The sequence below is a fragment of the Streptomyces sp. NPDC004542 genome, assembly GCF_040610035.1.
In the GTDB taxonomy this organism is placed as follows: domain Bacteria; phylum Actinomycetota; class Actinomycetes; order Streptomycetales; family Streptomycetaceae; genus Streptomyces.
Window position 1 is genome coordinate 127,271 of the sequence record NZ_JBEXLP010000009.1, and the last position, 25,131, is coordinate 152,401.

Genomic DNA, 25,131 nt, shown 5'->3' on the forward strand with positions numbered 1-25,131 from the left:
ACGTGCTCGACTACGACGAGGAAGCCGACGCCTACGACGCGACGCGCGGCGGCGAGGCCCGTGCCCAGGCCGCGGCCGAGGCCGTCCTCGGACTGATACCCGAGGACGCCCGCCGCCTCCTCGACGTCGCCTGCGGCACGGGCATCGTCACCCGGCGGCTGGCCGCGGCCCGGCCCGCCACGCTGGTCACCGGAGCGGACCTGACCCAGGGCATGACCCGGATGGCCGCCGCCCGGCTGCCCGGCGCGGTGGTCCGGGCCGACAGCCGCCGGCTGCCCTTCCCCGACCGCACCTTCGACGCCGTGACCAGCGTGTGGCTGCTGCACCTCATGGACCACCCCGCCGACGTCGGCCGTGTCGTCGCCGAGTGCGCTCGCGTCCTCAGACCCGGCGGCGTCTACGTCACCAGCGTCGACAAGGCGGCCGCGCACGACGTCGGCAGCGACATCGACGCCCTCCTCGCCCCGCGCCCGCGCCGCCCCGCCCAGGACGCCGCCGACGCGGTGGCCGAGCACGCCGCCCGGCACGGTCTGCGTCCCGCCGGGCAGGCGGCCTTCCGCGGTCACGGACAGGGCCGCAGCCCCCGTGGCACCATCGCCGACCTGCGCCGCGGCTGGTTCACGGCGCTGCCGCCCGGCGACCCGCTGGCCGAACGGCTCGCCGGGCGACTGGCGGCCCTCCCCGACCAGGACCGGCCCCGCGCCGATCCCCGTTTCAGCGTGCGCTCGTTCCGGAAGCCTCCGGCCGGGTGCAGTCCGTGATCTCTTGAACCGCGCGAGCGGATCGCCCGGGTGCCGGCAGAACTGATGGACCGATGCGGCAACCTGCGCGCGAACGGCGGCGACTGGGAGACGAACCCATCCCTCCCCACAGGAGGTTCGTCCCATGCAGCACCCGCACCCTCCCTCGCACCGGCAGCGCGGCCGCCGTGCCGTCCTCGCCGCCGTGACGGCCGCGGCGGCGCTGGTCGGCGCCGGACTGACCGCCCTCACCCCGGGCAGCGCCGAGGCCGCCACCGCCCGGCAGGTCGAGAAGCTGAACCGCGGCCTGGTCAGCGTCCATACCAGCAGCGGCAACCTGATCAGCTGGCGCTGGCTCGGCACCGACCCGGACAACGTCACCTTCAACGTCTACCGGGCCGGCACGAAGGTCAACTCGACGCCGATCAGCGGTTCCACGAACTACTTCCACTCCGGCGCCGCCGCCTCCGACGACTACACGGTCCGCGCCGTCGTCAACGGCACGGAGCAGGCCGACTCCGAGCACGCCATCCAACTGCGCACCGGCTACAAGGACGTGCCCATCTCACCGCCCGCCGGCGGCACCACACCGGACGGCGTCGCCTACACCTACGAGGCCAACGACGCCTCCGTCGGCGACCTCGACGGCGACGGGCAGCTGGACCTGGTCCTGAAGTGGCAGCCGACCAACTCCAAGGACAACTCGCAGTCCGGCTACACCGGCAACACCGTCCTCGACGGCATCAAACTCGACGGCACCCGCCTGTGGCGCATCGACCTGGGCCGCAACATCCGCTCCGGCGCCCACTACACGCAGTTCCAGGTGTACGACTACGACGGCGACGGCAAGGCGGAGGTCGCCATGAAGACCGCCGACGGCACGGTCGACGGAACCGGCACGGTCATCGGCAGCGCGTCGGCCGACTACCGCAACTCCAGCGGGTACGTCCTGTCCGGCCCGGAGTACCTGACCATGTTCAACGGGCAGACCGGCAAGGCGATGCAGACCGTCGACTACGTCCCCGCGCGCGGCACGGTCTCCTCCTGGGGAGACTCCTACGGCAACCGCGTCGACCGCTTCCTGGCGGGAACCGCCTACCTGGATGGGTCCCGTCCCTCGCTGATCATGGCCCGCGGCTACTACACCCGGACCGTGATCGCGGCCTGGGACTGGCGCAACGGCACCTTCACCCGCCGCTGGACCTTCGACACCAGCTCCTCCACCAACAGCGGCAAGGGCTACGACGCGCAGGGCAACCACCAGCTGTCGGTCGCGGACGTCGACGGCGACGGCAAGGACGAGATCGTGTACGGGTCGATGGCCGTCGACGACAACGGCTCCGGCCTGTGGACGACGAAGAACGGTCACGGCGACGCGATGCACGTCGGCGACCTGGACCCCTCCCGGTCGGGACTGGAGGAGTTCAAGGTCGACGAGGACTCCTCGAAGCCGTCGTCGTGGATGGCCGACGCGAAGACCGGTCAGATCCTGTGGTCCACGCCGGCCGCCGGAGACAACGGCCGGGGCGTCGCCGGGGACATCTGGGCGGGCAGCGCTGGCGCCGAGTCCTGGTCGGCCAGCGTCGACGGGGTGCGCAACCCTCAGGGCAGCGTGGTGGCGAGCCGCAAACCCGGCAGCATGAACTTCCTGTCCTGGTGGGACGGGGACACCGTCCGTGAGCTCCTCGACGGCACCCACATCGACAAGTACGGCACCTCGTCCGACACCCGTCTGCTGACCGGATCCGGTGTCCACTCCAACAACAGCACCAAGGCGACCCCGTCCCTGTCCGGGGACATCCTGGGCGACTGGCGCGAGGAGGTCGTCTGGCCCACCACCGACAACACGGCGCTGCGCATCTACTCCACGCCGTACGAGACCGGCACACGCATCACGACGCTGCTGCACGATACGCAGTACCGCACCGCACTCGCATGGCAGAACACCGCATACAATCAGCCGCCGCACCCGAGCTTCTTCATCGGCAACGGGATGGCGACGGCACCGAGGCCGGCGGTGTACACCCCTTGAGCCGATGAACGGCATGTACCAGGACGCGAAGACGGCCGGCCGGCGCACGCCGGCCGGCCGCCTTTTCGCCGGCCCTTGCCGAAGGGTCCGTGGCCGGCGCCGTCGAGGCCGTCCCCAGGTCGTCAGGTGACCGTGCAGCTCTGGTCGCCCAGCTTGAACGAGGCCGGTTTCGTATTGGTGCCCGACCAGCTCCCGGTGAAGCCGAAGCCCACCGAGGAACCCGCCGCCACTGTCCCGTTCCAGCTCACGTTCTTCACGGTCACCGCCGCCCCCGACTGCGTGTAGTCGGCGTTCCAGAGCTGTGTGACCTGCTGGCCGTCGGCGAAGGACCAGCCGAGCGACCAGCCGTTCCACGCGGCCGAACCGGTGTTGGCCACCTGCACGTCGGCCTGGAAGCCGCCCGACCACTGGTTCGTGATCTTGTACGTCACCGCACAGGCACCTGTCGGCGTCGGATCCGTACCGCCACCACCGCCACTGCCTCCGCTCGTGTCGGAGGTGTCGCCGTAGACCACCCCACGCCCGTTCGTGGACACGTACACCCGCCCGTACACCCGCGGGTCACCGGTGATCGCCGCGCCCGTCCAGCCCCACTGGTGGGCGTCGTCGTTGATGCGGGTCCAGCTCGCCCCCTTGTCGGTCGACCGGAAGATGCCCCGCACCCCGCCGATCTTCGCGCTGGTGTACAGCGTCTGGTACGAGGCTCCCGTCGCCGCCTTGCCGAAGCCGATCGTGTCGGCCTCCTCGACGCCCGGGAGCTTGGTGAAGCTCGCGCCGCCGTCCGTGGAGTGCCACAACCCGTACGCGCCGGCGCTCGCGCCGCCCGCCAGCCACACGTCCCCCTTGACGCCGGGCAACGCCTTGAAGCGCACGCTGTCGCCGCTGGGCAGTCCGGTCGCCGACGAAGCGGTGAAGGTCGCACCGCCGTCCGAACTCACATAGAACGTGCCGGCCTTGAAGCCGTAGAACACCTTCGGATCCACCCGGTCGGACTCGACGACCGCCCCGGACGGAATCCCGCTCGACGCCGACCAGGACGAACCGAAGCCCGTCGTGTACTGCACGCCCGTACCCTCCGGGCTCCACACGAACCGGCTGCCGTCGGCGCTCGCCGCCACCGTACCGCCGCCGCTGACACCCGAAGGGTCCGTGCCCGCGAACCAGTTGGCGCCGTTGTCGGTGGAGAAGGCCACGTGCGGACCGGAGTCCAGGTTGCCGACGCGCACCACGGTGTTCGGATCGGTCTGCGCGAAGTCCAGGCTGGTGGTCGTGGTGAAGGTGGGCGAGGTGAAGATCATCGACGGCACCTTCGTCAGGTCGGTGTGCCGGAAGCCGCCGATGTCACCCAGCGCGCTGAAGAGCTGGGCGCCGCCGGACGGGGGAGAGGCGAGGTCGTTGACGGCCGTCTCCTCCAGGCCCTGCACCATCGGCCTGACGGTGAACCGGCCGCCGCTGTCCCAATTCGTCAGGTTGTCCGTCCCGTACAGCGTCGCACCCGTTCCGTACATCATCCGCGCGGAGTCGAAGGGATCGATCTCCAGGGACTCCGTCATCCAGCCCAGCTTCGGGGACTGTTCGGGCGGCGACGGGTTCGCGCCGAAGGTCAGCCACGGGGACGACGACACGTCCATGGTGTAGCGGTTCGAGCGGTCGGGGTACGACGTGTAGTCCCAGGCCTTCGTCCAGGTGCCGCCGCTGTCCGTGGAGCGGAAGATCTGGGTTTCCGGCCACCAGGAACTGTATGCGGTCGCCATGACGGTGCCCGGATGCTCCCGGTCGACCGTCAGTCCGCTGAAGCCGTAGTAGGTTTCGGCCTCGGCGACCGGACTGATGTCGGTCCAGGTGCCGGTCGCCGTCGCATACCGCCACAGCCGGCCCTTGCCGCCGTCGTACGGGCCGCCCTTGTCGCTGTATGCGATGTACAGGTAGCCGTTCTTCGCATCCAGTACACCCTTGTGCGCCAGATACCCGGTCGGCTGCCCCGCCAGCCGCGACCAGGTCGCCCCGGCGTCCGTCGACCGGTACACCGCGTTGTCCTTGTCCGCCACCCCGACGTAGACGGTCTTCGTCGCGGTCCCGGCCGTCCCTGTGGACTCGTCGAAGGTGACCCAGACGATCCCCTGGTTGTCGCTCGCGTAACCGCTCGTGTCGCTGGGATCCTGCTGGTAGTTGCCCGGATTGGGGAACGCCGTCACCTGCGACCAGGTCGCCCCGGAGTCCGTCGACCGCCACAGCCCCTTGCCGCTGGGCGCGCCCAGGTACAGGACGCTGTCCTTGTGGGGGTCGATCGCCAGCCGCTCGCCCATGCCCCGGCCGGGCATGTTGCCGCCGAGCTTGAACGGCAGGTCGGCCTTCTGCCAGCTCGCGCCCCGGTCGCTCGAGCGCAGCACCGCGCCGTTGCCGGGATCCCAGCTGTTGGTGTACGTACCCACGGCCGCGTACACCCTGTCCGGGTCCACCGAGTCGGAGGCGAGACTGACGACGCCCGTGTGTCCCCAGTCGTTCCAGCCGACGGAGTCCAGCAGCGGAGTCCAGGTCTTCGTCGACTCCTGCCAGCGGTAGGCGCCGCCGATGTCCGTACGGGCGTAGATCAGGTTCTTCTCGGAGCGGTTGAACACGATGCCCGGGACGAATCCGCCGCCGTCGATCCGGGCGTTCTTCCAGGTGTAGGTGTCGGCGGCGAGCGTCACCTCGGGCGTGCTCGCGGCCAGCGCCGACGGGCTGCCCGCCAGCAGGCCGGCGGCCAGCGCCAGAACGGCCGTGAGGATGCGGGTTCTTCGCACGGTGGGGATCCTTCCTTCGGGGAGGAGGGCATGACGACCGGGCGGCCCCCCGTGCGGGTGGGGACCGCCCGGTCCGGCGTACACGGAGCGGTAGCGGGGACTATTCGAGGAGCTCCGCGTACGAACCCATGGCCATGGCGATGTCCGCCTGGGCCCAGAAACGGTGGTACGTGAAGACGGGTGCGGCACCGCCCGCCAGGTAGCTCGAGATCTTCGACCACGCCGGGTCGTTCTTGTAGAAGGACCGCAGCGAGATGAAGGTCGAGGACGAGTTGATCGCGTCACCGTTCGGCATCTTGCCGCTCCAGCCGCTCGGCACGGACACGCTGTCGCCGAAGCGGTTGTAGTCGGCGCGGGTCTCCGGCACGGCGATGCCCAGGCTGTCCTGGTAGTTGTTCCACATGCCGTCCAGCAGGGCCTTCGCCGTCGACTTCGCCGTGGCGTCACCGGACTTGGCCGCGTAGTACGTCAGTGTCTTGGCGTACGCGGCCGCCACGCCGACGTCGTTGGTGTAGTCGGCGACGGTGACGTGCAGCCCGCTGTTGGAGCCGGGGGAGGAGGCGTTCCAGGTGTCGGGCTGGCCCGACCACTGGAGCGTCGACGGGACCAGATAGGTGCCGTTCGGGTTGATCGTGGTCTTGGACAGCGCCCACTTGACCCACTTGTCGAGGATCGCCTTGGCGGTGGTGTTCCCCGTCTGCTGGTAGTACTCGGCGACCCGCTCCATCGACCACGCCTGGAAGCCGAACCACTGGTTGGACGGCGGGTCGTGGTAGACGGGCTCCCAGTCGTAGTACATGCCGTAGAAGGTCGACGTGCCCGCCGGCGGAGTCGCGTACCGGCCCTGCCAGCTGTTGGTGGCACCGCCCGCGATGGCGCCCTCGGAGGACTGCAGCCACTGGTAGAACTCCAGCTGCCGCTGCAACGACTTGCTCCAGTCCGTCGCACCCGTCGCCGACTTCGGCTTCAGGTCCGCGTAGGAGCTGAGCGCGTACGCGGCGAGCGGGTTCTGGTAGCCGCCGTGCACATGACTGGACCCGATGCGCCAGGCCCAGCCCGCGCTGGTGTCCGTCGCGCCGCCCCACGCGTAGTACCAGGACAGCAGGTAGTCCGAGGCGTCCTTGCCGGTGCCGGCCGGGCAGGAGGAGGCCCCGACACAGTTGCCGATCTTCTTGAAGTACTTGTCGTACATCGCATACCGCAGGTAGTCGCCCATCTTCGCCGCCTTGGTGACGGTGGCCGACACATCGCTGCCCTTGCCCTGCGCCTTCGCCCAGACATCCGCCCAGTACGCGGCCTGCACCGCGCGCGCGTCGGCGTCCGGGGCGTCCGTGAACTTCCACTGCTTGGCGTAGGAGGAGTCGCCGGTGAACAGGTCCAGGTAGCCGTTCGTGCCGCCGTACTTGAAGGCGTCACAGGTCGGCTGCGGGACCGTCTCCCAGACGGACTCCTGCGGGCCGCGCTGGAAGGTGTTGATGTACGACGGTCCGGTGGCCGTCGGGCCGGCCTCGCACTTGCCGGGCTCGTTGCCGTAGCCGTAGACGTTGTCGACGTCCTGTATCCAGTGCATACCGTAGACGTCGTCCGTACCGTACGCGGACTTCAGTTCACCGGCGATCGGATCCGATCCGACCGGCACCGACGTGTCCAGCTTCGCCGGATACTCGTTCGGCGTGTCCAGTTCGGGCGCGTACGTGGCCGGCTTCGAGGCGTTGTAGAAGGAGTTGGTCGGCTGGTCGGCGTGGGTCGGGATCATGTACTTCTCCATCAGATCCCAGGCGCCGTTGAACTTGGACCAGTCGCCGGTGACCTTGCCGTACATCGCCTGCAGCCACAGAAGGTAGCTGTAGGCCTCCGACGTGGTCTCGTGCCCCTGGTCCGGGGCCTCGACGATCAGCGTCTCGACCGAGTGGTACGGAATGCCCTCGGGGGAGAAGTAGCCGTTCGCCGGGTTGGTGATCTTCCCGTAGAGATCCAGGAAGCGGGCGTCGTACGCCTTCGACGCCGCCAGTTCCGTCACGGTGACCGTCGCCTTGCTGTGGCCGGTCGCCGAGGCGGTGAAGGTGGCCGCGCCCGTGCCCGAGGAGTCGGCGGTGACGGTCACCGTCTGCGCGGTGTTCCAGTTGGACGGCGTGAAGGTCAGGGACGATCCGCCGGTCACGCTGAGGCCGGAGTTGCCGTCCGTACGGGCCACGCTCACCGTGACGTTGGCGCTCGGCTGGGTCGACAGCTTCACCGAGAACGTACCCGTCTTGCCCTGCTGGACGCCCAGCTGGGTGGGCGAAGCCACCACGGCGGGGCCCGAGGCGACCGTGATGCCGACCGGTGTGGACTCGGCGGAGGCGCCCAGGCTGTCGTACGCCTTCGCCACCAGAGAATGACTGCCCACGGTCAAGCTGGAGACCGAGAGCGAGAACGGCGCACTGGTGTCCGTGCCCAGCAGCGTGGTGTCGTCGTAGAACTCCACCTTGCTGATCGTCGCGTTGTCGGCGGCCGCCGCGGTCGCCGCCAGCGGCACCGCGTCACCCTGGCTGTAGACCGCGCCCGCGGCGGGGCTGGTCAGCACGGTGACGGGCGGCTGGTGCGCACCGGCGCAGGTGGTGCCGTTGACCGTGAAGGAGGTGGGAGCGGTGTTGGTGCCGCTGTAGGTGAACTGCGCACCCGTGCTCACGGCGGCGCCGGCGGCGATCGTCCCGTTGAACGAGGCGTTCTTCACGGTGACCGTCTGGCCGGACTGGGACCAGGTGCCGTTCCAGCCGTTGCTCAGCTTCTGGTTGCCGCTGTAGGCGTACGCCAGCGTCCAGCCGTTGATGGCGTCCGTGCCGCGGTTGGTGAGGGTGAGGTCGGCGGTGAAGCCGGAGCCCCAGTCGTTGGTCTTGTAGTCGACGCTGCACTGAAGTGCCGCCGCGTGCGCGGGCGCCGTTCCCACGGCGAGCATCGACAGGGGAAGGGCGAGCGCCGCCACGACGGCCGTCCACAACCGGCGCGCGGCTCTGCGCCTCCGTCCGGGATCCATGTGCTGGTTCCTCCTTGCGGCTCGGAGAAGTCAAGGCTTGAACCAGTGGGAGCGCTCCCATAGTGGAGATGGGGGTGGATGCGGTCAAGACACTTGAAGAGTCGAAAATGTTCGACAGCCCCGGTTCAGGAAAAGTCAAGCGCCTCCTCTGTCCATCGCCCGCACTTGGCGCTACCTTCCTTCGCACCAGTGGGAGCGGTTCCATTCAGTCGACGCGTCTGTCACGGCGCGCCCGAACTGCAAGGACTCGCTCATGCGACACCCCCCGCGTTCAGTACTTTTAGCCGCCGCCGGTGCGGTCGCGCTCGTCGGGAGCGTGACCGTGCCGGTGGTCACGGCGCAGGGAGCCACACCCGCGTGCACGGTGGAGTACTCCGTCACCAGCCAGTGGGACACCGGCTTCCAGGGCTCCGTGCAGATCACCAACAACAGCGCCGCGTTGAGCAGTTGGAGCCTCACCTTCGACTTCCCGGGCGGCCAGAAGCTCACCCAGGGCTGGGGCGCCCAATGGTCCCAGTCCGGCACCACCGTGACCGCGGCCAACGAGAGCTGGAACGGCTCGCTCGGCAGCGGTGCCGGTGTCAGCGCCGGATTCATCGGTTCCTGGTCGGGGAGCAACGGCGTACCGACGACGTTCAAGCTCAACGGCACGACCTGCAACGTCGACACGGAGCCGACGCCCACCCCGACCGATCCGCCCCCGGCGACCGGCACGGCACCCGCCCTGCGTGTCTTGGGGAACAAGCTCGTCGACGCCGACGGCACAACGCGCCGGCTGCTCGGCGTGAACCGCTCCGGCGGCGAGTTCATGTGCGTCCAGGGCAGGGGCATCTGGGACGGCCCCGTCGACGACGCCGCGATCAAGGCCATCGCGGACTGGAAGGCGAACGCGGTCCGCATCCCGCTCAACGAGGAGTGCTGGCTGGGACTGTCCAACGTCGACACCGCGTACGCGGGCACCAACTACATCAACGCCGTCAAGGACCTCGTGGCCCGTGTCGAGGCCCACGGCATGACCCCGATCGTCGAACTGCACTGGACCTACGGCCAGTACACCGGCAACTCGGCGGGCTGCTCGGACGTGCACGCCACCTGCCAGAAGCCGATGCCCGACATGCAGTACACCCCGTCGTTCTGGTCCTCGGTGGCCGGCACCTTCAAGAGTGACCAGTCCGTGGTGTTCGACCTGTTCAACGAGCCGTACCCGGACCGGGCGACCTCCACCACCACCCAGGCCTGGCAGTGCTGGAAGGACGGCGGAACCTGCCCCGGCATCGGATACCAGGTCGCCGGTATGCAGGACCTCGTCGACGCGGTCCGCGCCACGGGCGCCAGGAACGTCGTCATGGCGGGCGGACCGGCGTACTCCAACGACCTCAGCCAGTGGCTGACGTACAAGCCCACCGACCCCACCGGCAATCTCGTCGCCGCCTACCACGTCTACAACTTCAACACCTGCGCGAGCGAGAGCTGCTGGAACTCCACCCTCGCCCCGGTGGCGGCCCAGGTGCCGCTGGTGGCCGGGGAGATCGGGGAGAACACGTGCTCGCACGGGTTCGTCGACCAGGTCATGAAGTGGTTCGACGACCGGAACCTGTCCTACCTCGGCTGGACCTGGAACGCCTGGGACTGCTCCTCCGGTCCCTCCCTGATCTCCAGCTACGACGGCACGCCCACCGCCTACGGCATCGGTCTGCGTGACCACCTGCGTGCCGTCAACCCGTGACCACTCCCGTACCGACACACCCGCACAATGCCCCTACCAGAAGGAAACCCGCACTCATGAGTCGTACCAGAACAGCGGTATTCGCCGCCCTGGCGCTCGTCGCCGGAGCAACCGGGACGGCGCTCTCCACCGTTCCCGCCAACGCCGCCGCGGCGGCCATCCCCTGCACCGTCGACTACACGGTGCAGAACCAGTGGGACACCGGCTTCACCGGCGCCGTGACGGTCACCAACAACGGCACGGCCAAGTCCAGCTGGAACCTGAAATGGTCCTACGCCGGCAACCAGAAGATCAGCAGCGGCTGGAACGCGAAGATCACCCAGAGCGGCTCCAGCGTCTCCGTCACCAATGAGTCCTACAACGGCACCCTGGCGACCGGCGGTTCGGCCAGCTTCGGCTTCCAGGCCTCCTACAGCGGTACCAACGCGGTCCCGGCCACCTTCACCCTCGACGGCGTCACCTGCAACGTCGACGACGGCAGCAGCGGGGGCGGCGACAACGGCGGCGGGGGCAACAGCGGTGGCGGCACCGCCGCCCGCGTCGACAACCCGTACGCCGGCGCCAAGGTGTACGTGAACCCGGAGTGGTCGGCCAAGGCCGCCGCCGAACCGGGCGGCAGCCGCGTCTCCAGCCAGCCGACCGGCGTCTGGCTGGACCGCATCGCCGCCATCAACGGCGTCAACGGCGGCATGGGCCTGCGCGCCCACCTCGACGCCGCCCTCGCCCAGAAGGGCAGCAGCCAAGAGGTCGTCCAGCTCGTCATCTACGACCTGCCCGGACGCGACTGCGCCGCCCTCGCCTCCAACGGCGAGCTCGGCCCGACCGAGATCGACAAGTACAAGACGCAGTTCATCGACCCGATCGCCGCGATCCTCGCCGACTCCAAGTACGCGTCGCTCAGGATCGTCACCACGATCGAGATCGACTCGCTGCCCAACCTCGTCACCAACACCGGCAGCAGCGCCACCGCCACCGCGAACTGCAACACCATGCTCGCCAACGGCAACTACGTGAAGGGCGTCGGCTACGCGCTGCACAAGCTCGGCGCCATCCCGAACGTCTACAACTACCTCGACGCCGGCCACCACGGCTGGCTGGGCTGGGACACCAACTTCGGTCCCGCCGCGACACTGTTCAAGCAGGCGGCGACGAGCGAGGGCGCGACGGTCAACGACGTCACCGGGTTCATCACCAACACCGCCAACTACAGCGCCCTGAAGGAGAACAACTTCACCGTCAACGACACGGTGAACGGCACCTCCGTACGCCAGTCCAAGTGGATCGACTGGAACCGCTACGTCGACGAGCTGTCCTACGCCCAGGCCTTCCGCAACCAGTTGGTCTCCGTCGGTTTCAACTCCGGCATCGGCATGCTCATCGACACCTCCCGCAACGGCTGGGGCGGTAGCGCCCGCCCGACCGCACCCGGCCCGACGACCAGCGTGGACGCCTACGTCGACGGCGGCCGCTACGACCGCCGCATCCACGCCGGCAACTGGTGCAACCAGGCCGGTGCCGGCCTCGGTGAACGCCCGCAGGCCAGCCCCGCGTCCGGCATCGACGCCTACGTGTGGATGAAGCCCCCGGGCGAGTCCGACGGCTCCAGCACCGCCATCGCCAACGACGAGGGCAAGGGCTTCGACCGCATGTGCGACCCGACGTACACGGGCAACGTCCGCAACGGCAACAACATGTCGGGCGCCCTGCCGAACGCACCGCTCGCCGGGCACTGGTTCTCCGCCCAGTTCCAGCAGCTGATGCAGAACGCCTACCCGCCGCTGTCGTGACCGGGTGAACCGCTCGTAGAACCAACAGAACCAACAGAACCAACAGAACCAACGGAGATCCGCCGGGGTCAGGCCGTACGGGCCGGACCCCGGCGGATCGCCGGCTCCACCGCCGAGCAGTTCCCGTCCGGCCGGTCGAGTCCGTACGGCACGGCCGGATGCGGCGGCGACCGCCGCCATGAGGCGGGGGCGCGACCCGTGGTGCGGCTGGGCGGCACGCACCAGGAACGGGTGACCCAGGTACTCGTCGCCGGGACGCCCCGTGGTGTACGCGAGCGGCCGGTGCGCCGTCACCTCCACGAGCAGCGGAGCGGTCTCGAGGCCCGGCATCCCGTCCTCGCCGTACGGTGCCGGCAGCGGCGGTACGTCCAGGCGCGAGCCGACGCGGATACGGGTCGGGGCGTCGTCGGCGTTACCTCACCGCGCGGCCCGGCGTAGCGCCGGGGCCGCGCCGCCGGGCCCCTTCTCCCTCCCGGTTCAGTTGTCGGCGAGGAACTGTTTCGCCAGCTGGTCCCCGAGGGACACCGCCGCGCTGTGGCTCTCTATGGGGGAGACCTTCGAGTTCTTGAACAGGATGTACGTCACGCCGGAGTCGGTGCCGCCGGTCTCCGGGTCCGGGTCGATACCGAGGGCCTCGGCGGTGGCGTACGAGGCCTCGCCGATGATCTTCGTGGGGCCGGTGTCGCCGACGACCGCGTACTCGACCTTGTCGCCGTAGAGGACAGCGACCACCCCGCCGCCCTTGATGCCGGCGCTGGAGTAGTCCCAGATGCCGCTGGAACTGGGGACGACGACGTACGGCAGTGTCTCGGCCTTGAGCGGCTTGCCGTCGGACTGGTGGAAGGCGGTGTCGTCCTGGTACCAGGGGTCGCGGTCCTCGTTGCAGTTGGTGGTGCGCTGGCCGTCGCAGTCGATGTCCATGTCGGCCTTCCAGAACACCGCGCCGTTCTTCCCGCACACGGGGATCGTGGCCGACGTCTCGTCGTCGGTCTTGTACGTGCCGTTGGAGATCTGCGAACAGGACTTCACCTTGGCGAGCAGGTCGGCCGCGCTGACCGAGCCCTCCTGGGCCGATGCGGGTGCGGCGGGCCGGCCGGAGGCGCCGGCCGGGAGCGCTCCGGCGGCCAGCAGGGCGGTTGCGGAGGCTGCGGCGAGGGGCAGTGATCGAAGGCGCACTGTGGGGGGCCCTTCTGTTAGGAAAGTTTCCTTACTCGGGTGCCGTACAAGGTGGACCCGGTTGCATGTCCCCGTCAACCTTCTGCGGGTGAAGTCGGCCGAGCGCGCGTCCGCCCCGCCGTGCGGCGGGGCGGACGGTCATGCGGGTCGGGGCAGGGGGTCAGCCCATGTCGAAGGTGGCCGGGTCCGGGCCCAGGCGCCGGTCCTCGTTCAGCGCGCTGATCGCCGCGAGGTCCTCGGTGTCCAGGCTGAAGTCGAACACGTCGATGTTCTCCCTGATCCGGGACGGCGTCACGGACTTGGGGATCACGATGTTGCCGAGCTGGAGGTGCCAGCGCAGCACGATCTGGGCCGGGGTGCGATGGTGCTTCTGGGCGATGGCCACGACCGCCGGGACCTCCAGCAGGCCCTTGCCCGAACCCAGCGGCGACCAGGCCTCGACGGCGATGCCGTGCTCGGCGTGGTACTCACGGGCCGCGTGCTGCTGCAGGTGCGGGTGGAGCTCGATCTGGTTGACGGCCGGCATGACCGAGGTCTCGGCGAGCAGGTGCTCGAGGTGCTCCGGCAGGAAGTTGGAGACGCCGATGGCGCGGACCCGCCCGTCGGCGAGCAGCTTCTCGAACGCCTTGTACGTGTCCACGTAACGGCCGCGGGCGGGCAGCGGCCAGTGGATCAGGTACAGGTCGACGTACTCCAGGCCGAGCTTGGCCAGGGAGGTGTCGAACGCGCGGAGGGTGGAGTCGTACCCCTGGTCGCTGTTCCAGAGCTTGGTGGTGACGAAGACGTCCTCGCGGGGCAGGCCGGAGGCGGCGATGGCCTTGCCGGTGCCCTCTTCGTTGCCGTAGATCGCCGCTGTGTCGATGCTGCGGTACCCGGCCTCGAGCGCCGTGGCGACGGCCTGCTCGGCCTCGTCGTCCGGCACCTGCCAGACGCCGAAGCCCAGCTGGGGCATCTCGACGCCGTTGTTGAGGATGATCGGGGGGACCTTGCTGCTCACGAGCTCTTGATCCTTCGGTTGTCGACAGGTGACTACCCCATCGTCAACGATCACGGGCCGCGATGCATTCCTCGCCACCGAATCCGCCGGAAGTGACCGACGATTCACCACGGTGCGCCGAGAATGGCCGAAACGCATCCGGTCTCGTCGTTCCGAGCCCTTCCCCACCCCTCCCGGAGCATGGGCGCGCCATGTGCCGTGACGTCGGCGGGACCGGCCATCAGGCCTGGTAGAGCGCCTCCACCTCAGTGGCGTACGCGTTCTCGATCGCCTTCCGCTTGAGTTTCAGGGAAGGGGTCAGCAGCCCGTGCTCCTCGGTGAAGGGCTGGGCGAGGATGCGGAAGGTACGGATCGACTCGGCCTGCGAGACGAGGGTGTTGGCGGCGATCACCGCCCGCCGCACCTCCGTCTCCAGGTCGGCGTCCCGCACCAGTTCGGCGGGCGGCATCTTCGGCTTGCCGCGCATCTGCAGCCAGTGCTCGACGGCCTCCTGGTCGAGGGTGACGAGGGCCGCGATGTACGGCCGGTCGTTGCCGACCACGATGCACTGGTTGACCAGCGGGTGGTCGCGGACCCGCTCCTCCAGCACGCCGGGCGACACGCTCTTGCCGCCGGAGGTGACCAGGATCTCCTTCTTGCGGCCGGTGATGGTCAGGTAGCCGTCCTCGTCCAGGGCGCCCAGGTCGCCGGTGGCCAGCCAGCCGTCGTGCAGGGTCTCGTCGGTGGCCTTCTGGTTGTTGAGGTAGCCCTGGAAGACGTTGGCGCCGTGCAGCCAGATCTCGCCGTCGTCGGCGATGTGCACGGTGACCCCCGGGATGGCCTGGCCGACCGTGCCGTAGCGGGTGCGCTCGGGCGGGTTCACCGTGGCGGCGGCGGTCGACTCCGTCAGGCCGTACCCCTCGTAGATCTGCACTCCGGCGCCCGCGAAGAACAGCCCCAGCCTGCGGTCCATCGCCGAGCCGCCGGATATCGCATTCCGCAGACGACCGCCCATGGCCGCGCGGACCTTGGCGTAGACGAGCTTGTCGTACAGCTGGTGCTGCATGCGCAGCCCCGCCGAGGGTCCCGGCCCGGTGCCCCAGGCCTTCGCCTCGAGCGCGTCCGCGTACTTCACCGCGATCTCGACGGCCTTCTCGAACGGGCCGGACTTGCCCTCCTTCTCCGCCTTGCGGCGGGCGGAGTTGAAGACCTTCTCGAAGATGTACGGCACCGCGAGGATGAACGTCGGCTTGAACGCCTGAAGGTCGGGCAGCAGGGCGGCGGCGTGAAGCTGCGGCTGGTGCCCCAAGCGGATCTTGCCGCGTATCGCGGCCACCTCGACCATCCGCCCGAAGACGTGCGCCAGGGGAAGGAACAGCAGGGTCGCCGCCTCGTCGCCCTTCTTCGAGTGGAACACCGGGTCCATGTGCTGGAGGACGGTGTCCGCCTCGAACATGAAATTGCCGTGCGAGATGACGCAGCCCTTGGGCCGGCCGGTGGTGCCGGAGGTGTAGATGATGGTCGCGATCGAGTCGGGGGCGACCGCCTGCCGGTGCCGGTGCACCGTCTCGTCGTCGATGTGGGCGCCCGCGTCGTACAGCTCCTGCAGCGCGCCCGCGTCCAGCTGCCACAGCTGGCGCAGGTGCGGCAGCCGGTCGATGACGGTGGCGATCGTCATCGCGTGGTCCTCGTGCTCCACCACCGCCGCGGACACCTCGGCGTCGTACAGCATCCAGAAACACTGCTCGGCCGAGGAGGTGGGGTAGACCGGCACCACCTGGGCGCCGATCGTCCACAGCGCGAAGTCGAAGAGGGTCCACTCGTAGCGGGTACGGGAGACGATCGCGACCCGGTCGCCGAACCGGACGCCACGCGCCAGGAGCCCCTTGGCCAGGGCGAGGACCTCGTCGCGCAACTCGGCGGCGGTCACGTCGCGCCACCGTCCGAGTTCGTCCTTGCGGCCGAGCGCGACGTGCAACGGGTCTGCGAGGGCATGCTCGTAGACGACGTCGGCCAGACCTCCCACCGGTGGCGCCGACGCCAGCGGAGGGTTGGTGAACTCGCGCAAACCCGCTCCCGGCTCCTCGTGACGCTCGCCCAGCGCCGTGAAAGCTACCCCACCGGCACACCCGGCGGGAGGGGGTCGGAAACCGAGCAAAGCTCACGTTTGCGTAGGCCGACGACCGGAAAATCCCCGCACATGGGGAAGGGGCGGACAGAATCCTTACGGTTCAGTACGTTTCGGTGCCGTAATCTCCACCGAATCTGTACGCCGCGATTACGGCGTCGGCGGCATACGGACATCGGGATCCGGACGACCATTCTGCGCCACTCGCGGCCCATGGCCCGCGCCCATGACGGTATGCGGTCAGCCGCTGCGCCGGTGCAGCCGCTCCCCGCCCGCCAGGATCGCCGCGGCCAGCGCGTCCGCCGCGTCCCGTGCCGACGCGTGGACACGTCCGTGCACCACGACGAAGTCGACCTTGCCGAGCTCAGGGAGTCCCGCTCGCTCGGGCACCCGGAACAGTCCGGGCGGGACCAGACCCCGGGAGTGCGCCATCACGCCGAGGCCGGCCCGCGCCGCGGCGACGAGCCCGTTGAGACTGCCGCTGGTGCAGACGATCCGCCACGGCCGCCCCTGTCGTTCCAGGGCCTCCAGTGCCAGCGCCCGGGTGATCCCCGGCGGCGGATACACGATCAGCGGCACCGGCCGGTCCGGATCCAGGCGGAGCCGCTCGGCGCCGATCCAGATCAGGTCGTCGTGCCAGACCGGTTCGCCGTGCGGGTCCTGCGGGCGGCGCTTGGCCAGCACGAGGTCAAGTTTTCCGGCAGCCAGCTGTTCGTGCAGCGTGCCCGACAGTTCCACCGTCAGCTCGAGATCGACCTCGGGGTGGTCGTACCGGAAGCCCTCGAGGATCTCCGGCAGCCGGGTCAGGACGAAGTCCTCCGACGCGCCGAACCGCAGCCGGCCGCGTACCCGGGTGCCGGTGAAGAACGAGGCCGCCTGCTCGTGCACGGCCAGGATCCGGCGGGCGAAGCCGAGCATGGCCTCGCCGTCCTCGGTCAGCTCCACGGAATGCGTGTCGCGCAGGAACAGCTGGCGTCCGACGGAGTCCTCGAGCCGGCGTACGTGCTGGCTGACGGTGGACTGGCGCAGCCCCAGCCGCCGGGCGGCCCGCGTGAAGCTGAGCGTCTGGGCCACCGCGAGGAAGGTGCGCAGCTGGGCGGGTTCGTACACATTCCGAGCGTATATCGCCGCACGTGATGACAGTCAGAGTGGTGTGCGGGATTCCCGATCGGCGGGCGGGGGAGCACGATGGAGGGGTGCTCCGGCTCCGGGACCGGCTTCGGGGCACCCGTCAAGCGCAGCCGTACGAACATGGATGGAGCACTGTGAAACGCCCGCACCGCCCGAGCCGGATGCCGATCGACCCGTACATCCTGCTGCTGCTCGGTACGGTCGGCCTGGCCGCGCTGCTGCCGGCCCGGGGCACGGCCGCGGATGTCGCCTCGGGCGCTTCGACGGCCGCGATCGCCTTCCTCTTCTTCCTCTACGGTGTCCGGTTGTCCACCCGTGAGGCACTGGACGGACTGAGGCACTGGCGGCTGCACGTCACCGTCCTGGCCTGCACTTTCGTCGTCTTCCCGCTGCTCGGTCTGGCAGCGCGGGGGCTGGTGCCGGTGCTGTTGACCCAGCCGCTGTACCAGGGCCTGCTCTTCCTCACGCTCGTTCCGTCGACGATCCAGTCGTCGATCGCGTTCACCTCGATAGCCCGCGGCAACGTGCCCGCGGCGATCTGCGCGGGTTCCTTCTCCTCGCTCGTCGGGATCGTGCTCACCCCGTTGCTGGCGGCCGGCCTGCTCGGCAGTGCCGGCGGTGGCTTCTCAGCCGACTCGCTGCTGAAGATCGTGCTGCAGCTGCTCGTGCCGTTCCTCGCCGGGCAGGCGCTGCGGCCCTGGGTGGGGGACTTCCTCGCCCGGCACAGGAAGGTCCTCGGGCTGGTCGACCGCGGCTCCATTCTGCTGGTCGTCTACACCGCGTTCAGTGAGGGCATGGTGCGGGGCATCTGGCACCAGGTGAGCGTCGTCCGGCTGGCCGGGCTGCTGGCCGTCGAGGCCGCACTGCTCGCCGTGATGCTCGCCCTGACCTGGTACGGCGCCCGTGCGCTGCGCTTCGGCCGCGAGGACCGGATCGCCATCCAGTTCGCCGGGTCGAAGAAGTCCCTGGCCTCCGGACTGCCGATGGCGAGCGTGCTGTTCGGCGCGCACGCCTCGCTGGCGGTCCTGCCGCTGATGCTCTTCCACCAGATGCAGCTCATGGTGTGCGCGGTCATCGCCCGGCGCCGGGCGCACGATCCGCGGACGCCCGCGACGCCGACGGCGCCGGCCGCGGCGTCACGGACCGCCGCCGGCAGCGGGCCGCGCAACCGCTCGTAACCGCTGACGTCGTGGAGAGCTGCCGGGCTCCCGGCTGTTCAGCGGCCTTTGCCGATGTGGTCCAGGGGCAGCCACAGCACGGTGTCCGCGGTGGACTCCGGCCCCCGAGGACCGGTCAGTTCGTCGTCGCTCAGCGCCCGGTCCCAGACGTGGACGTCGTCGATGGAGCCCGTGAAGAAGGCCCGGCTGTCCATGCGCTGGCCGATGTGGACGCCGAACGGGGAGTTGCGGCTGACCGAACCCGGCACATCGGCGACGGACGATTGCATACCGTCCACGAAGATGGTCAGTCGGCCGCCGCCGCGCCGCAGCGCCAGGTGGTGCCACAGGCCGTCGTTGTGGGCGTCGGCGATACTCACGCTCGCCGTCCGCACCGCGGTCGCGCCGTCCCGCACGGTGATCAGCCCGCGCACGCGGTCGCTGTCCGGCTCGCCGCGCAACCACACCTGGGGCTGGGTGGTGCCGATACCACCCATCCAGAGCAGCGGCTGCTCGCCGGTCGCGGCGGTGTAGCGGAACCACAGCGAGGCCGTGAAGTCCTTGGTGCCCAGTGGCAGTCGGGCCCGGTACGGCAGTCGTACGGCGTCATCGACGCCGTCGAACACCAGCGCACCGCCCGACACGCCGTCCGTCTCCTCCGCGCCGCCCAGCACGGCCGCGCGCGGGGCGTGCGGAGCGCGGTCGGCGGTGGTGGGGTCGGTGCCGCGGCGCGGGTTGAGCCAGTCCTCGGTGAAGCGGGCGAACCGGATCTCGTCGCGGGCGTCGACCGCACCGCCCTCGTACATCAGGCCCACCGTGTCGTGGCCGACGCGGACCAGGTCGGAGTAGCCGGACCAGTCCCCGGTGACGACCGTGCCGCGGTCCACGCTGTCCCAGGTGCGTCCACCGTCGTAGGAGGAGCGGATCATCATCGTCCGGCGGCGGTCCGGGTCGCCCGGGCAGGCCAGCAGGATGCGGTCGCCCAGGCGCAGTGTCGAACCCTGCACCTGGGGGGCGTAGAGGTCCGGGAGGTCGCGGAACGGGGCGGCGAAGCTGTCGCCGCCGTCGCGGCTGACCGTCTGGGTGCGGTGGCCGAGGTCGGTGCCGTCCTGTTCGCGGCCGCTGACGAGGACGGAGCCGTCGGCGCGCTCGGTGAGGGTCAGCTCGGACGGCTTCTGGCGGAAGGTGCCGTCGGCCGCGATCGGCCAGGTGTCGGTGGCCCCCGCCCTCCAGTGGCCGCCGTCGTCGTCGCTGACGATCAGAGCCGCGTGGTTGGCGGTGACTCTGCTGCCGTTCCAGGTCTCCGTGTTGACGCCGAACACCAGCCGCCCGGCGTGCCGGCCCCGGGTGAGCTGGATGCCGTGCACCGGTCCGGTGGCGTACCAGGAGTTCCAGTCGCCGGGCAGGATCTCCGGGCTCAGATCGCGGGGCGCGGACCAGGTCAGGCCGTCGTCGTCGCTGTACTGGAGATGCGGTGTGCGGTCGCAGGGGACCTGGCAGCTCGCGCTGTCCGTACGGCCCGTGTTGTAGGTCTCCGCCAGCAGGACGCGGCCCGTCGCCCGGTCCACGACGGGAGCCGGGTTGCCGTGCGTGTCACCGGCTCCCCGGGTGACGACCCGCAGCGGGCTCCAGGTGCGGCCGCCGTCGGTGGAGCGCTTCACCACGATGTCGATGTCGGCGGCGTCCCCGCAGTTGAGGACCCGTCCTTCGGCGAACGCCAGCAGTGTCCCCTCCGTGGTCCGCACGATCGCGGGGATGCGGAAACAGGCGTAACCGGGGTCGCTCGAGGCCTTGAAGAGAACCTGTTGTTCGAAGCCGGCCACAGAGACTGCAGGCCGGGCCTGTGCCGGAGCCGGCAGCAACAACGCAAGGAGCACCAGGGCCGCCGTGAGAACGGCGGCCAGGATGCGTCTGGGGCGTGCGCGAACACTTGACGGCATGGTGCGACCTGCCCTTCATCCGCCTGGACCCGGGTTATCCGGATCTCTGGACATCTGGACATCCCACGTCCAACGTGCGCTTCCCTGACGGTAGTTGGCGCTGGTGCGCCCCACAAGAAGCGTGCGGCCACTTCCCGGGCGGCCGAACGGGGCAGGGGCGCAGCACCACTTGCCGAGGTCGCTCCGCGACTCGATGACCCCGTGGGCGCGGGCCGCGTCCTCCAGCGTGGATTCCCCGTGCACGGCGGGCCGGATCCTGCCCTCGGTGAACAGCTGCCACAGTGCGAGCCGCCACCGCTCGTACAGCTCCGGCCGGCTCCGCGCGATCCGGGCCGTCTGGAACCCGATCACCGTCACGCTGGACTTTCCGCGGCTGGGGACGGTGGCGCGCGCCGAGCGGCTGCGGCGGGGACCCTGACCGGCCGGCGGAACCCATGACCGGGGCGGGGAGCCGGTCAGTCCTGGGCGGCCCCGGCCCGCAGAGCGACGCGGTCCTCGCCCGCGTACACGTTCATGGAGCGGCCGCGCAGGAAGCCCACGAGGGTCAGCCCGGTCTCGGCGGCCAGGTCCACCGCCAGCGAGGACGGCGCCGAGACCGCCGCCAGCACCGGAATGCCCGCCATCACGGCCTTCTGCGCCAGCTCGAAGGAAGCCCGGCCGGACACCAGCAGGACGGCACGGGACAGCGGCAAGTCCCCGTTCTGCAACGCGCGGCCGACCAGCTTGTCGACCGCGTTGTGCCGGCCGACGTCCTCGCGGACGTCCAGCAGCTCCCCGGCCTCGTCGAACAGGGCCGCCGCGTGCAGACCGCCGGTCCGGTCGAACACCCGCTGGGCCGCCCGCAGCCGGTCCGGGAGGGCTGCGAGCAGGTCGGGCGCGACACGTATCGGGGGTGTGTCGGCGATGGGCCAGCGGGCCGTCGTACGGACCGCTTCCAGGCTGGCCTTGCCGCACAGCCCGCACGAGGAACTGGTGTACACGTTCCGTTCCAGCGTGAAGTCGGGGAGCGCGATGCCGGGCGCGGTCTTCACGTCCACCACGTTGTAGGTGTTGGAACCGTCGACCGTAGCCCCCGCGCAGTAGACGATGTTCAGCAGATCGGATGCGGTGGCCAGGACACCCTCGCTCACCAGGAACCCTGCGGCCAGCGCGAAGTCGTCACCCGGCGTGCGCATGGTGATCGCGAGCGGCTTGCCGTTGAGCCTGATCTCCAGGGGTTCCTCGGCGACGAGCGTGTCCGGCCGGGCGGACACCGCCCCGTCGCGGATGCGGATCACCTTGCGTCGTTCCGTGACTCGTCCCATGTCCTGATCAGCCCCGGTTCTGTACGTGCTGGTAGCCGAAACGGCCTTGCTGCGGAGGTCGCGCGGGTCACCGGGTTGCCGTGCGGGGAGGTGACCTTCACGATCTCATTGTCCTGCACGTGTCGTGTTCCACGGAGATCCGCGTCGAAGCCGGTCCGGCTCCGCCTCGTCGGCGCCGTCGAGACGGAGCGCCGCTCGGGTACGGGGTCCGCGAACTCGTGCGGAAGGCGACCCGGCTGTTCACCGGATGCATGCTCGGGCGTCCGAGGGTCTGACGGAAGCCGACAACACGGACGCCCGATTCCTGTCGCTTCACCTGCCGCCGTACCCGTGAGTCACTGCCCAGACTGGTGCATCCCGCTGCTCACGCCGAACGAGGGGAACCCCAGTTGAACGGCTCGCGCATCATCGCCATCGGCCACCACCAGCCCGCCAGGGTGCTCACCAACGAGGACCTGGCGAACATGGTCGACACCAGTGACGAGTGGATCCGCAGCCGGGTGGGAATCCGCACCCGGCACCTCGCCGGCCCCGACGAGCCGGTCGACGAACTCGCCGCGCACGCGGCCGCAAAGGCCCTCGCCGCGGCGGGCGTGACCCCTGCCGACATCGACCTGGTCCTGGTCGCCACCTCCACGGCCATCGACCGCTCCCCGAACACCGCGGCCCGGGTCGCGGCCCGGCTCGGCATTCCGGAGCCCGCCGCGATAGACGTCAACGTGGTGTGCGCCGGGTTCACCCACGCCCTGGCCACCGCCGATCACACGGTCCGCGCCGGTGCCGCCACCCGTGCCCTGGTCATCGGCGCCGACAAGATGTCCGAGGTGACCGACTGGACCGACCGCAGCACCTGCGTCCTCGTCGGGGACGGGGCGGGGGCCGTCGTCGTCGAGGCATCCCGGGCGGCGGAGGATGCCGGGATCGGGCCGGTGCTGTGGGGTTCGGTGCCGGAGATGGGCCACGCGGTACGGATCGAGGGCACCCCGCCGCGCTTCGCGCAGGAGGGTCAGAGTGTCTACCGCTGGGCCACGACACGGCTGCCGGCCCTCGCCCGCCGGGCGTGCGAACGCGCCGGGATCACCCCCGAGGACCTCGCCGGCGTCGTCCTGCACCAGGCCAACCTGCGCATCGTCGAACCCCTGGCCGAGAAGATCGGCGCTGTCAACGCGGTGGTCGCGCGCGATGTCACCGAATCGGGCAACACCTCCGCCGCCAGCATTCCGATGGCCCTGTCCAAACTGGTCGAGCGGGGCGCGCTCTCGGGCGGTGACCCGGTCCTGCTGTTCGGTTTCGGCGGCAACCTGTCCTATGCCGGGCAGGTCGTACGGTGCCCTTGAGATCACCAGTCATGCGCCCGGTCAACGGTCCACGGACGGTTGTGCGCCGTAGTCCGTAGACGAAGGACAACCGATACCGGGCGCCCACCGCACACCGTCCGCGCCGGGCGGCGTGCCGAGAAGGGGGACCCGCGATGTTGTCGACCGGACTGCCGCAGGGAGCAGTGCCCAGACTCGAGCGGCCCGGCCCACTGCGCGACCGCGTCTACGAGGCGCTCCTCGACCTCATCACCACCCGCGCGCTGCAGCCCGGCCAGCACCTCGTCGAGAGCGAACTCGCCGGGCACCTCGGGGTGTCACGGCAGCCGGTGCGCGAGGCGCTGCAGCGGCTGAACATCGACGGCTGGGTCGATCTGCGGCCCGCCCAGGGCGCGTTCGTGCACGAGCCGACCGAGGAGGAGGCCGACCAGCTCCTGACGGTCCGAACGCTCCTGGAGGCCGAGGCCGCCCGGCTCGCCGCCGCCCACGCGGACGACGACGGCATCGACGCCCTGGAGGAACTGCTGATCCGGGGAATGTCGGCCGTCGCCAACCACCCTGACGACATCGCCGGAGCCGTGGCCCTGAACACCGCTTTCCACGCCAAGATCATGGAGCTGTCGGGCAACGCGGTCCTCGCCGAGCTGGGCCGGCAGGTCGAGCGCCGGGTGCGCTGGTTCTACACGCCGGTGGCCCGGTCCCGCGGCAAGCAGTCCTGGGAGGAGCACCAGCATCTGGTCGCCGCCATCACCGGCCACGACGAGGAGCGCGCCGCCCGGCTGATGCGCGAGCACACCGAGCACACCCGGCGGTCGTACCACGCGTGCGACAAGCCCTGACGGAGGCCTCCGTTGGCCCTGCCGCTCGTCCGCGAGATCGGAAACGGCTGCCTGGGAACTTCCCGGACAACCAGGTGCCGTGACGCCCCCGCCGTGACGCCCCCGCCGTGACGCCGGAGGCCACCGGGGAGTGAAACGATGGTCACCCGCTGTGAAGGTTCCTGACCGTGGGCGGACCGGCTCCGGTAGTCCCGCCCACACGGTGGATACGCAGGTGAAACGCACTCCGAAACCTTGGTATTGTTGTCCGTGTCGCCACGGGGAAGACCTCCGGTACGGCGGCGGACACCTGGTCCGGGTGGCGGAATGGCAGACGCGCTAGCTTGAGGTGCTAGTGCCCTTTATCGGGCGTGGGGGTTCAAGTCCCCCCTCGGACACAACGAGGGACGTTCACGAGATCGTCCCGAAGCGTTCACGAATTGCCGGTCGAGTCATGTTACTCGCCGGTATTTCGTCGTTTCTGGGCCTTCGGGCCTCGTGATCGGCTCGGTGAGGGGTTGGTGCGGTGGCGGTCCGAGTGCTGCGCCTCTCATCTGCGGAAACAGGACATGCCTGTCAATCCCCTCGAACTGTGGAGTCCTTCCTATGCAGCCAGTCCCATGGTGAGGCCGGCCCAGTACTCGTTCTCGTAGTCGATCGAGCTCTTGAACCCGCACACGCTGTGTAGTCGGCGGGTGTTGTAGAAGTCGGTGATCCAGGTGGCGATCCTGATCCGCGCCTCGGTGCGGGTGCGGAAAGTGTGACGGTGAACGTACTCGACCTTGAGGACGCTGTTGAACGCCTCGCTGACGGCGTTGTCGAAGCACGAGCCGACCCGGCCCATGGACTGGGTGACGCCCAGTTTGCGGCAGGCGCCGGCGAACTTCCGGGAGGCGTACTCACTCCCGCGGTCCGAATGGAAGATCACGCCACGGACGTCACCGCCGCGGGTGGCCGCTGCCATGTTCAGCGCGGCCACGACCAGGCCGGCGTCGTGGTGGGCGCTCATCGCGTAGCCGAGCAGACGCCGCGAGAACAGGTCGATGACCGTGGCGAGGTAGAGCTTGCCCTCCTCGGTGACGATCTCCGTCATGTCGCCCG

General features: G+C 69.8%; 16 protein-coding genes, 1 tRNA gene and 3 pseudogenes. 8 read left to right on the forward strand and 12 right to left on the reverse strand.

Features of this window, described 5'->3' with window-relative positions; translation table 11 throughout:
- The first annotated feature begins 2 nt into the window (after positions 1 to 2).
- Both ABZX30_RS08470 and ABZX30_RS08475 read left to right on the forward strand, forming a co-directional pair.
- Positions 3 to 761 carry a class I SAM-dependent methyltransferase gene (locus ABZX30_RS08470; RefSeq protein ID WP_355930454.1) on the forward strand — a complete coding sequence of 253 codons (759 nt, stop codon included), beginning with the start codon at positions 3 to 5 and terminating at the stop codon, positions 759 to 761.
- A 124-nt stretch (positions 762 to 885) separates the two neighbouring features.
- Positions 886 to 2,772, forward strand: coding sequence for a rhamnogalacturonan lyase (locus ABZX30_RS08475; RefSeq protein WP_355930457.1), 1,887 nt, complete (start codon positions 886 to 888; stop codon positions 2,770 to 2,772).
- A gap of 122 nt (positions 2,773 to 2,894) precedes the next feature.
- Here ABZX30_RS08475 and ABZX30_RS08480 read toward each other — a convergent pair whose 3' ends face one another.
- Both ABZX30_RS08480 and ABZX30_RS08485 read right to left on the reverse strand, forming a co-directional pair.
- Entirely contained in the window at positions 2,895 to 5,555 is a 2,661-nt protein-coding gene (locus tag ABZX30_RS08480; protein WP_355930460.1) for a cellulose binding domain-containing protein, read from the reverse strand.
- A gap of 100 nt (positions 5,556 to 5,655) precedes the next feature.
- Positions 5,656 to 8,571: a glycoside hydrolase family 48 protein gene (locus ABZX30_RS08485; RefSeq protein WP_355930463.1), complete on the reverse strand. Its 2,916-nt coding sequence runs from the start codon at positions 8,569 to 8,571 to the stop codon at positions 5,656 to 5,658.
- Positions 8,572 to 8,824: 253 nt separating this feature from the next.
- Here ABZX30_RS08485 and ABZX30_RS08490 point away from each other — a divergent pair, with 253 nt between their 5' ends.
- Positions 8,825 to 10,297: a cellulase family glycosylhydrolase gene (locus ABZX30_RS08490; protein ID WP_355930466.1), complete on the forward strand. Its 1,473-nt coding sequence runs from the start codon at positions 8,825 to 8,827 to the stop codon at positions 10,295 to 10,297.
- 56 nt (positions 10,298 to 10,353) lie between these two features.
- Positions 10,354 to 12,084, forward strand: a complete 1,731-nt coding sequence (locus ABZX30_RS08495; RefSeq protein ID WP_355930468.1) for a glycoside hydrolase family 6 protein — start codon at positions 10,354 to 10,356, stop codon at positions 12,082 to 12,084.
- A 68-nt stretch (positions 12,085 to 12,152) separates the two neighbouring features.
- Here ABZX30_RS08495 and ABZX30_RS08500 read toward each other — a convergent pair.
- The 5 genes and pseudogenes from ABZX30_RS08500 to ABZX30_RS08520 form a co-directional block, all read right to left on the reverse strand.
- Positions 12,153 to 12,492, reverse strand: a pseudogene (locus tag ABZX30_RS08500) (phytanoyl-CoA dioxygenase); the annotation flags it as partial.
- A 69-nt stretch (positions 12,493 to 12,561) separates the two neighbouring features.
- Positions 12,562 to 13,260 carry a glycoside hydrolase family 75 protein gene (locus ABZX30_RS08505; RefSeq protein WP_355930470.1) on the reverse strand — a complete coding sequence of 233 codons (699 nt, stop codon included), beginning with the start codon at positions 13,258 to 13,260 and terminating at the stop codon, positions 12,562 to 12,564.
- Between the two features lie 160 nt (positions 13,261 to 13,420).
- On the reverse strand, positions 13,421 to 14,257 hold the full coding sequence (locus ABZX30_RS08510; protein WP_355930472.1) for an aldo/keto reductase: 837 nt from the start codon (positions 14,255 to 14,257) through the stop codon (positions 13,421 to 13,423).
- Between the two features lie 220 nt (positions 14,258 to 14,477).
- Positions 14,478 to 16,304: an AMP-binding protein gene (locus ABZX30_RS08515; protein ID WP_355930474.1), complete on the reverse strand. Its 1,827-nt coding sequence runs from the start codon at positions 16,302 to 16,304 to the stop codon at positions 14,478 to 14,480.
- A gap of 300 nt (positions 16,305 to 16,604) precedes the next feature.
- Positions 16,605 to 17,474: a LysR substrate-binding domain-containing protein gene (locus ABZX30_RS08520; protein WP_355930477.1), complete on the reverse strand. Its 870-nt coding sequence runs from the start codon at positions 17,472 to 17,474 to the stop codon at positions 16,605 to 16,607.
- A 182-nt stretch (positions 17,475 to 17,656) separates the two neighbouring features.
- Here ABZX30_RS08520 and ABZX30_RS08525 point away from each other — a divergent pair, with 182 nt between their 5' ends.
- On the forward strand, positions 17,657 to 18,673 hold the full coding sequence (locus ABZX30_RS08525) for a bile acid:sodium symporter family protein (protein ID WP_355930509.1): 1,017 nt from the start codon (positions 17,657 to 17,659) through the stop codon (positions 18,671 to 18,673).
- A 38-nt stretch (positions 18,674 to 18,711) separates the two neighbouring features.
- On the opposite strand, the gene ABZX30_RS08530 is transcribed toward ABZX30_RS08525, so the two are convergent.
- From ABZX30_RS08530 to ABZX30_RS08545, 4 genes and pseudogenes are all read right to left on the reverse strand, one after another.
- A complete protein-coding gene (locus ABZX30_RS08530; protein WP_355930479.1) occupies positions 18,712 to 20,592 on the reverse strand; it encodes an exo-alpha-sialidase in 1,881 nt (626 codons plus the stop codon).
- A 168-nt stretch (positions 20,593 to 20,760) separates the two neighbouring features.
- Positions 20,761 to 20,952, reverse strand: a pseudogene (locus tag ABZX30_RS08535) (NADP-dependent oxidoreductase); the annotation flags it as partial.
- Between the two features lie 95 nt (positions 20,953 to 21,047).
- Positions 21,048 to 21,896, reverse strand: a complete 849-nt coding sequence (gene fdhD, locus ABZX30_RS08540) for a formate dehydrogenase accessory sulfurtransferase FdhD (RefSeq protein ID WP_355930482.1) — start codon at positions 21,894 to 21,896, stop codon at positions 21,048 to 21,050.
- A 7-nt stretch (positions 21,897 to 21,903) separates the two neighbouring features.
- A pseudogene (locus tag ABZX30_RS08545) lies at positions 21,904 to 22,036 on the reverse strand (Fe-S-binding domain-containing protein); the annotation flags it as partial.
- 249 nt (positions 22,037 to 22,285) lie between these two features.
- Here ABZX30_RS08545 and ABZX30_RS08550 point away from each other — a divergent pair.
- The 3 genes from ABZX30_RS08550 to ABZX30_RS08560 all read left to right on the forward strand — a co-directional run bounded on the left by ABZX30_RS08550 (position 22,286) and on the right by ABZX30_RS08560 (position 24,428).
- The gene (locus tag ABZX30_RS08550; RefSeq protein WP_355930485.1) at positions 22,286 to 23,233 is read left to right on the forward strand and encodes a beta-ketoacyl-ACP synthase III; all 948 of its coding nucleotides are present in this window, start codon (positions 22,286 to 22,288) and stop codon (positions 23,231 to 23,233) included.
- A 134-nt stretch (positions 23,234 to 23,367) separates the two neighbouring features.
- The gene (locus tag ABZX30_RS08555; protein ID WP_355930487.1) at positions 23,368 to 24,051 is read left to right on the forward strand and encodes a GntR family transcriptional regulator; all 684 of its coding nucleotides are present in this window, start codon (positions 23,368 to 23,370) and stop codon (positions 24,049 to 24,051) included.
- A 292-nt stretch (positions 24,052 to 24,343) separates the two neighbouring features.
- Positions 24,344 to 24,428, forward strand: a tRNA-Leu gene (locus ABZX30_RS08560).
- Between the two features lie 206 nt (positions 24,429 to 24,634).
- Here ABZX30_RS08560 and ABZX30_RS08565 read toward each other — a convergent pair.
- Positions 24,635 to 25,131, reverse strand: a 497-nt coding sequence (locus ABZX30_RS08565) for an IS3 family transposase (RefSeq protein ID WP_355930490.1), incomplete at its 5' end; no start/stop codon positions are given.

What these genes read in the sequence shown, in the direction of transcription:
- ABZX30_RS08475 (WP_355930457.1), top strand. Translation starts at nt 886, where the DNA reads ATGCAGCACCCGCACCCTCCCTCGCACCGGCAGCGCGGCCGCCGTGCC.
- ABZX30_RS08485 (WP_355930463.1), bottom strand. Translation starts at nt 8,571, where the DNA reads ATGGATCCCGGACGGAGGCGCAGAGCCGCGCGCCGGTTGTGGACGGCC.
- ABZX30_RS08490 (WP_355930466.1), top strand. Translation starts at nt 8,825, where the DNA reads ATGCGACACCCCCCGCGTTCAGTACTTTTAGCCGCCGCCGGTGCGGTC.
- ABZX30_RS08495 (WP_355930468.1), top strand. Translation starts at nt 10,354, where the DNA reads ATGAGTCGTACCAGAACAGCGGTATTCGCCGCCCTGGCGCTCGTCGCC.
- ABZX30_RS08525 (WP_355930509.1), top strand. Translation starts at nt 17,657, where the DNA reads ATGCCGATCGACCCGTACATCCTGCTGCTGCTCGGTACGGTCGGCCTG.
- ABZX30_RS08530 (WP_355930479.1), bottom strand. Translation starts at nt 20,592, where the DNA reads ATGCCGTCAAGTGTTCGCGCACGCCCCAGACGCATCCTGGCCGCCGTT.
- fdhD (WP_355930482.1), bottom strand. Translation starts at nt 21,896, where the DNA reads ATGGGACGAGTCACGGAACGACGCAAGGTGATCCGCATCCGCGACGGG.
- ABZX30_RS08555 (WP_355930487.1), top strand. Translation starts at nt 23,368, where the DNA reads ATGTTGTCGACCGGACTGCCGCAGGGAGCAGTGCCCAGACTCGAGCGG.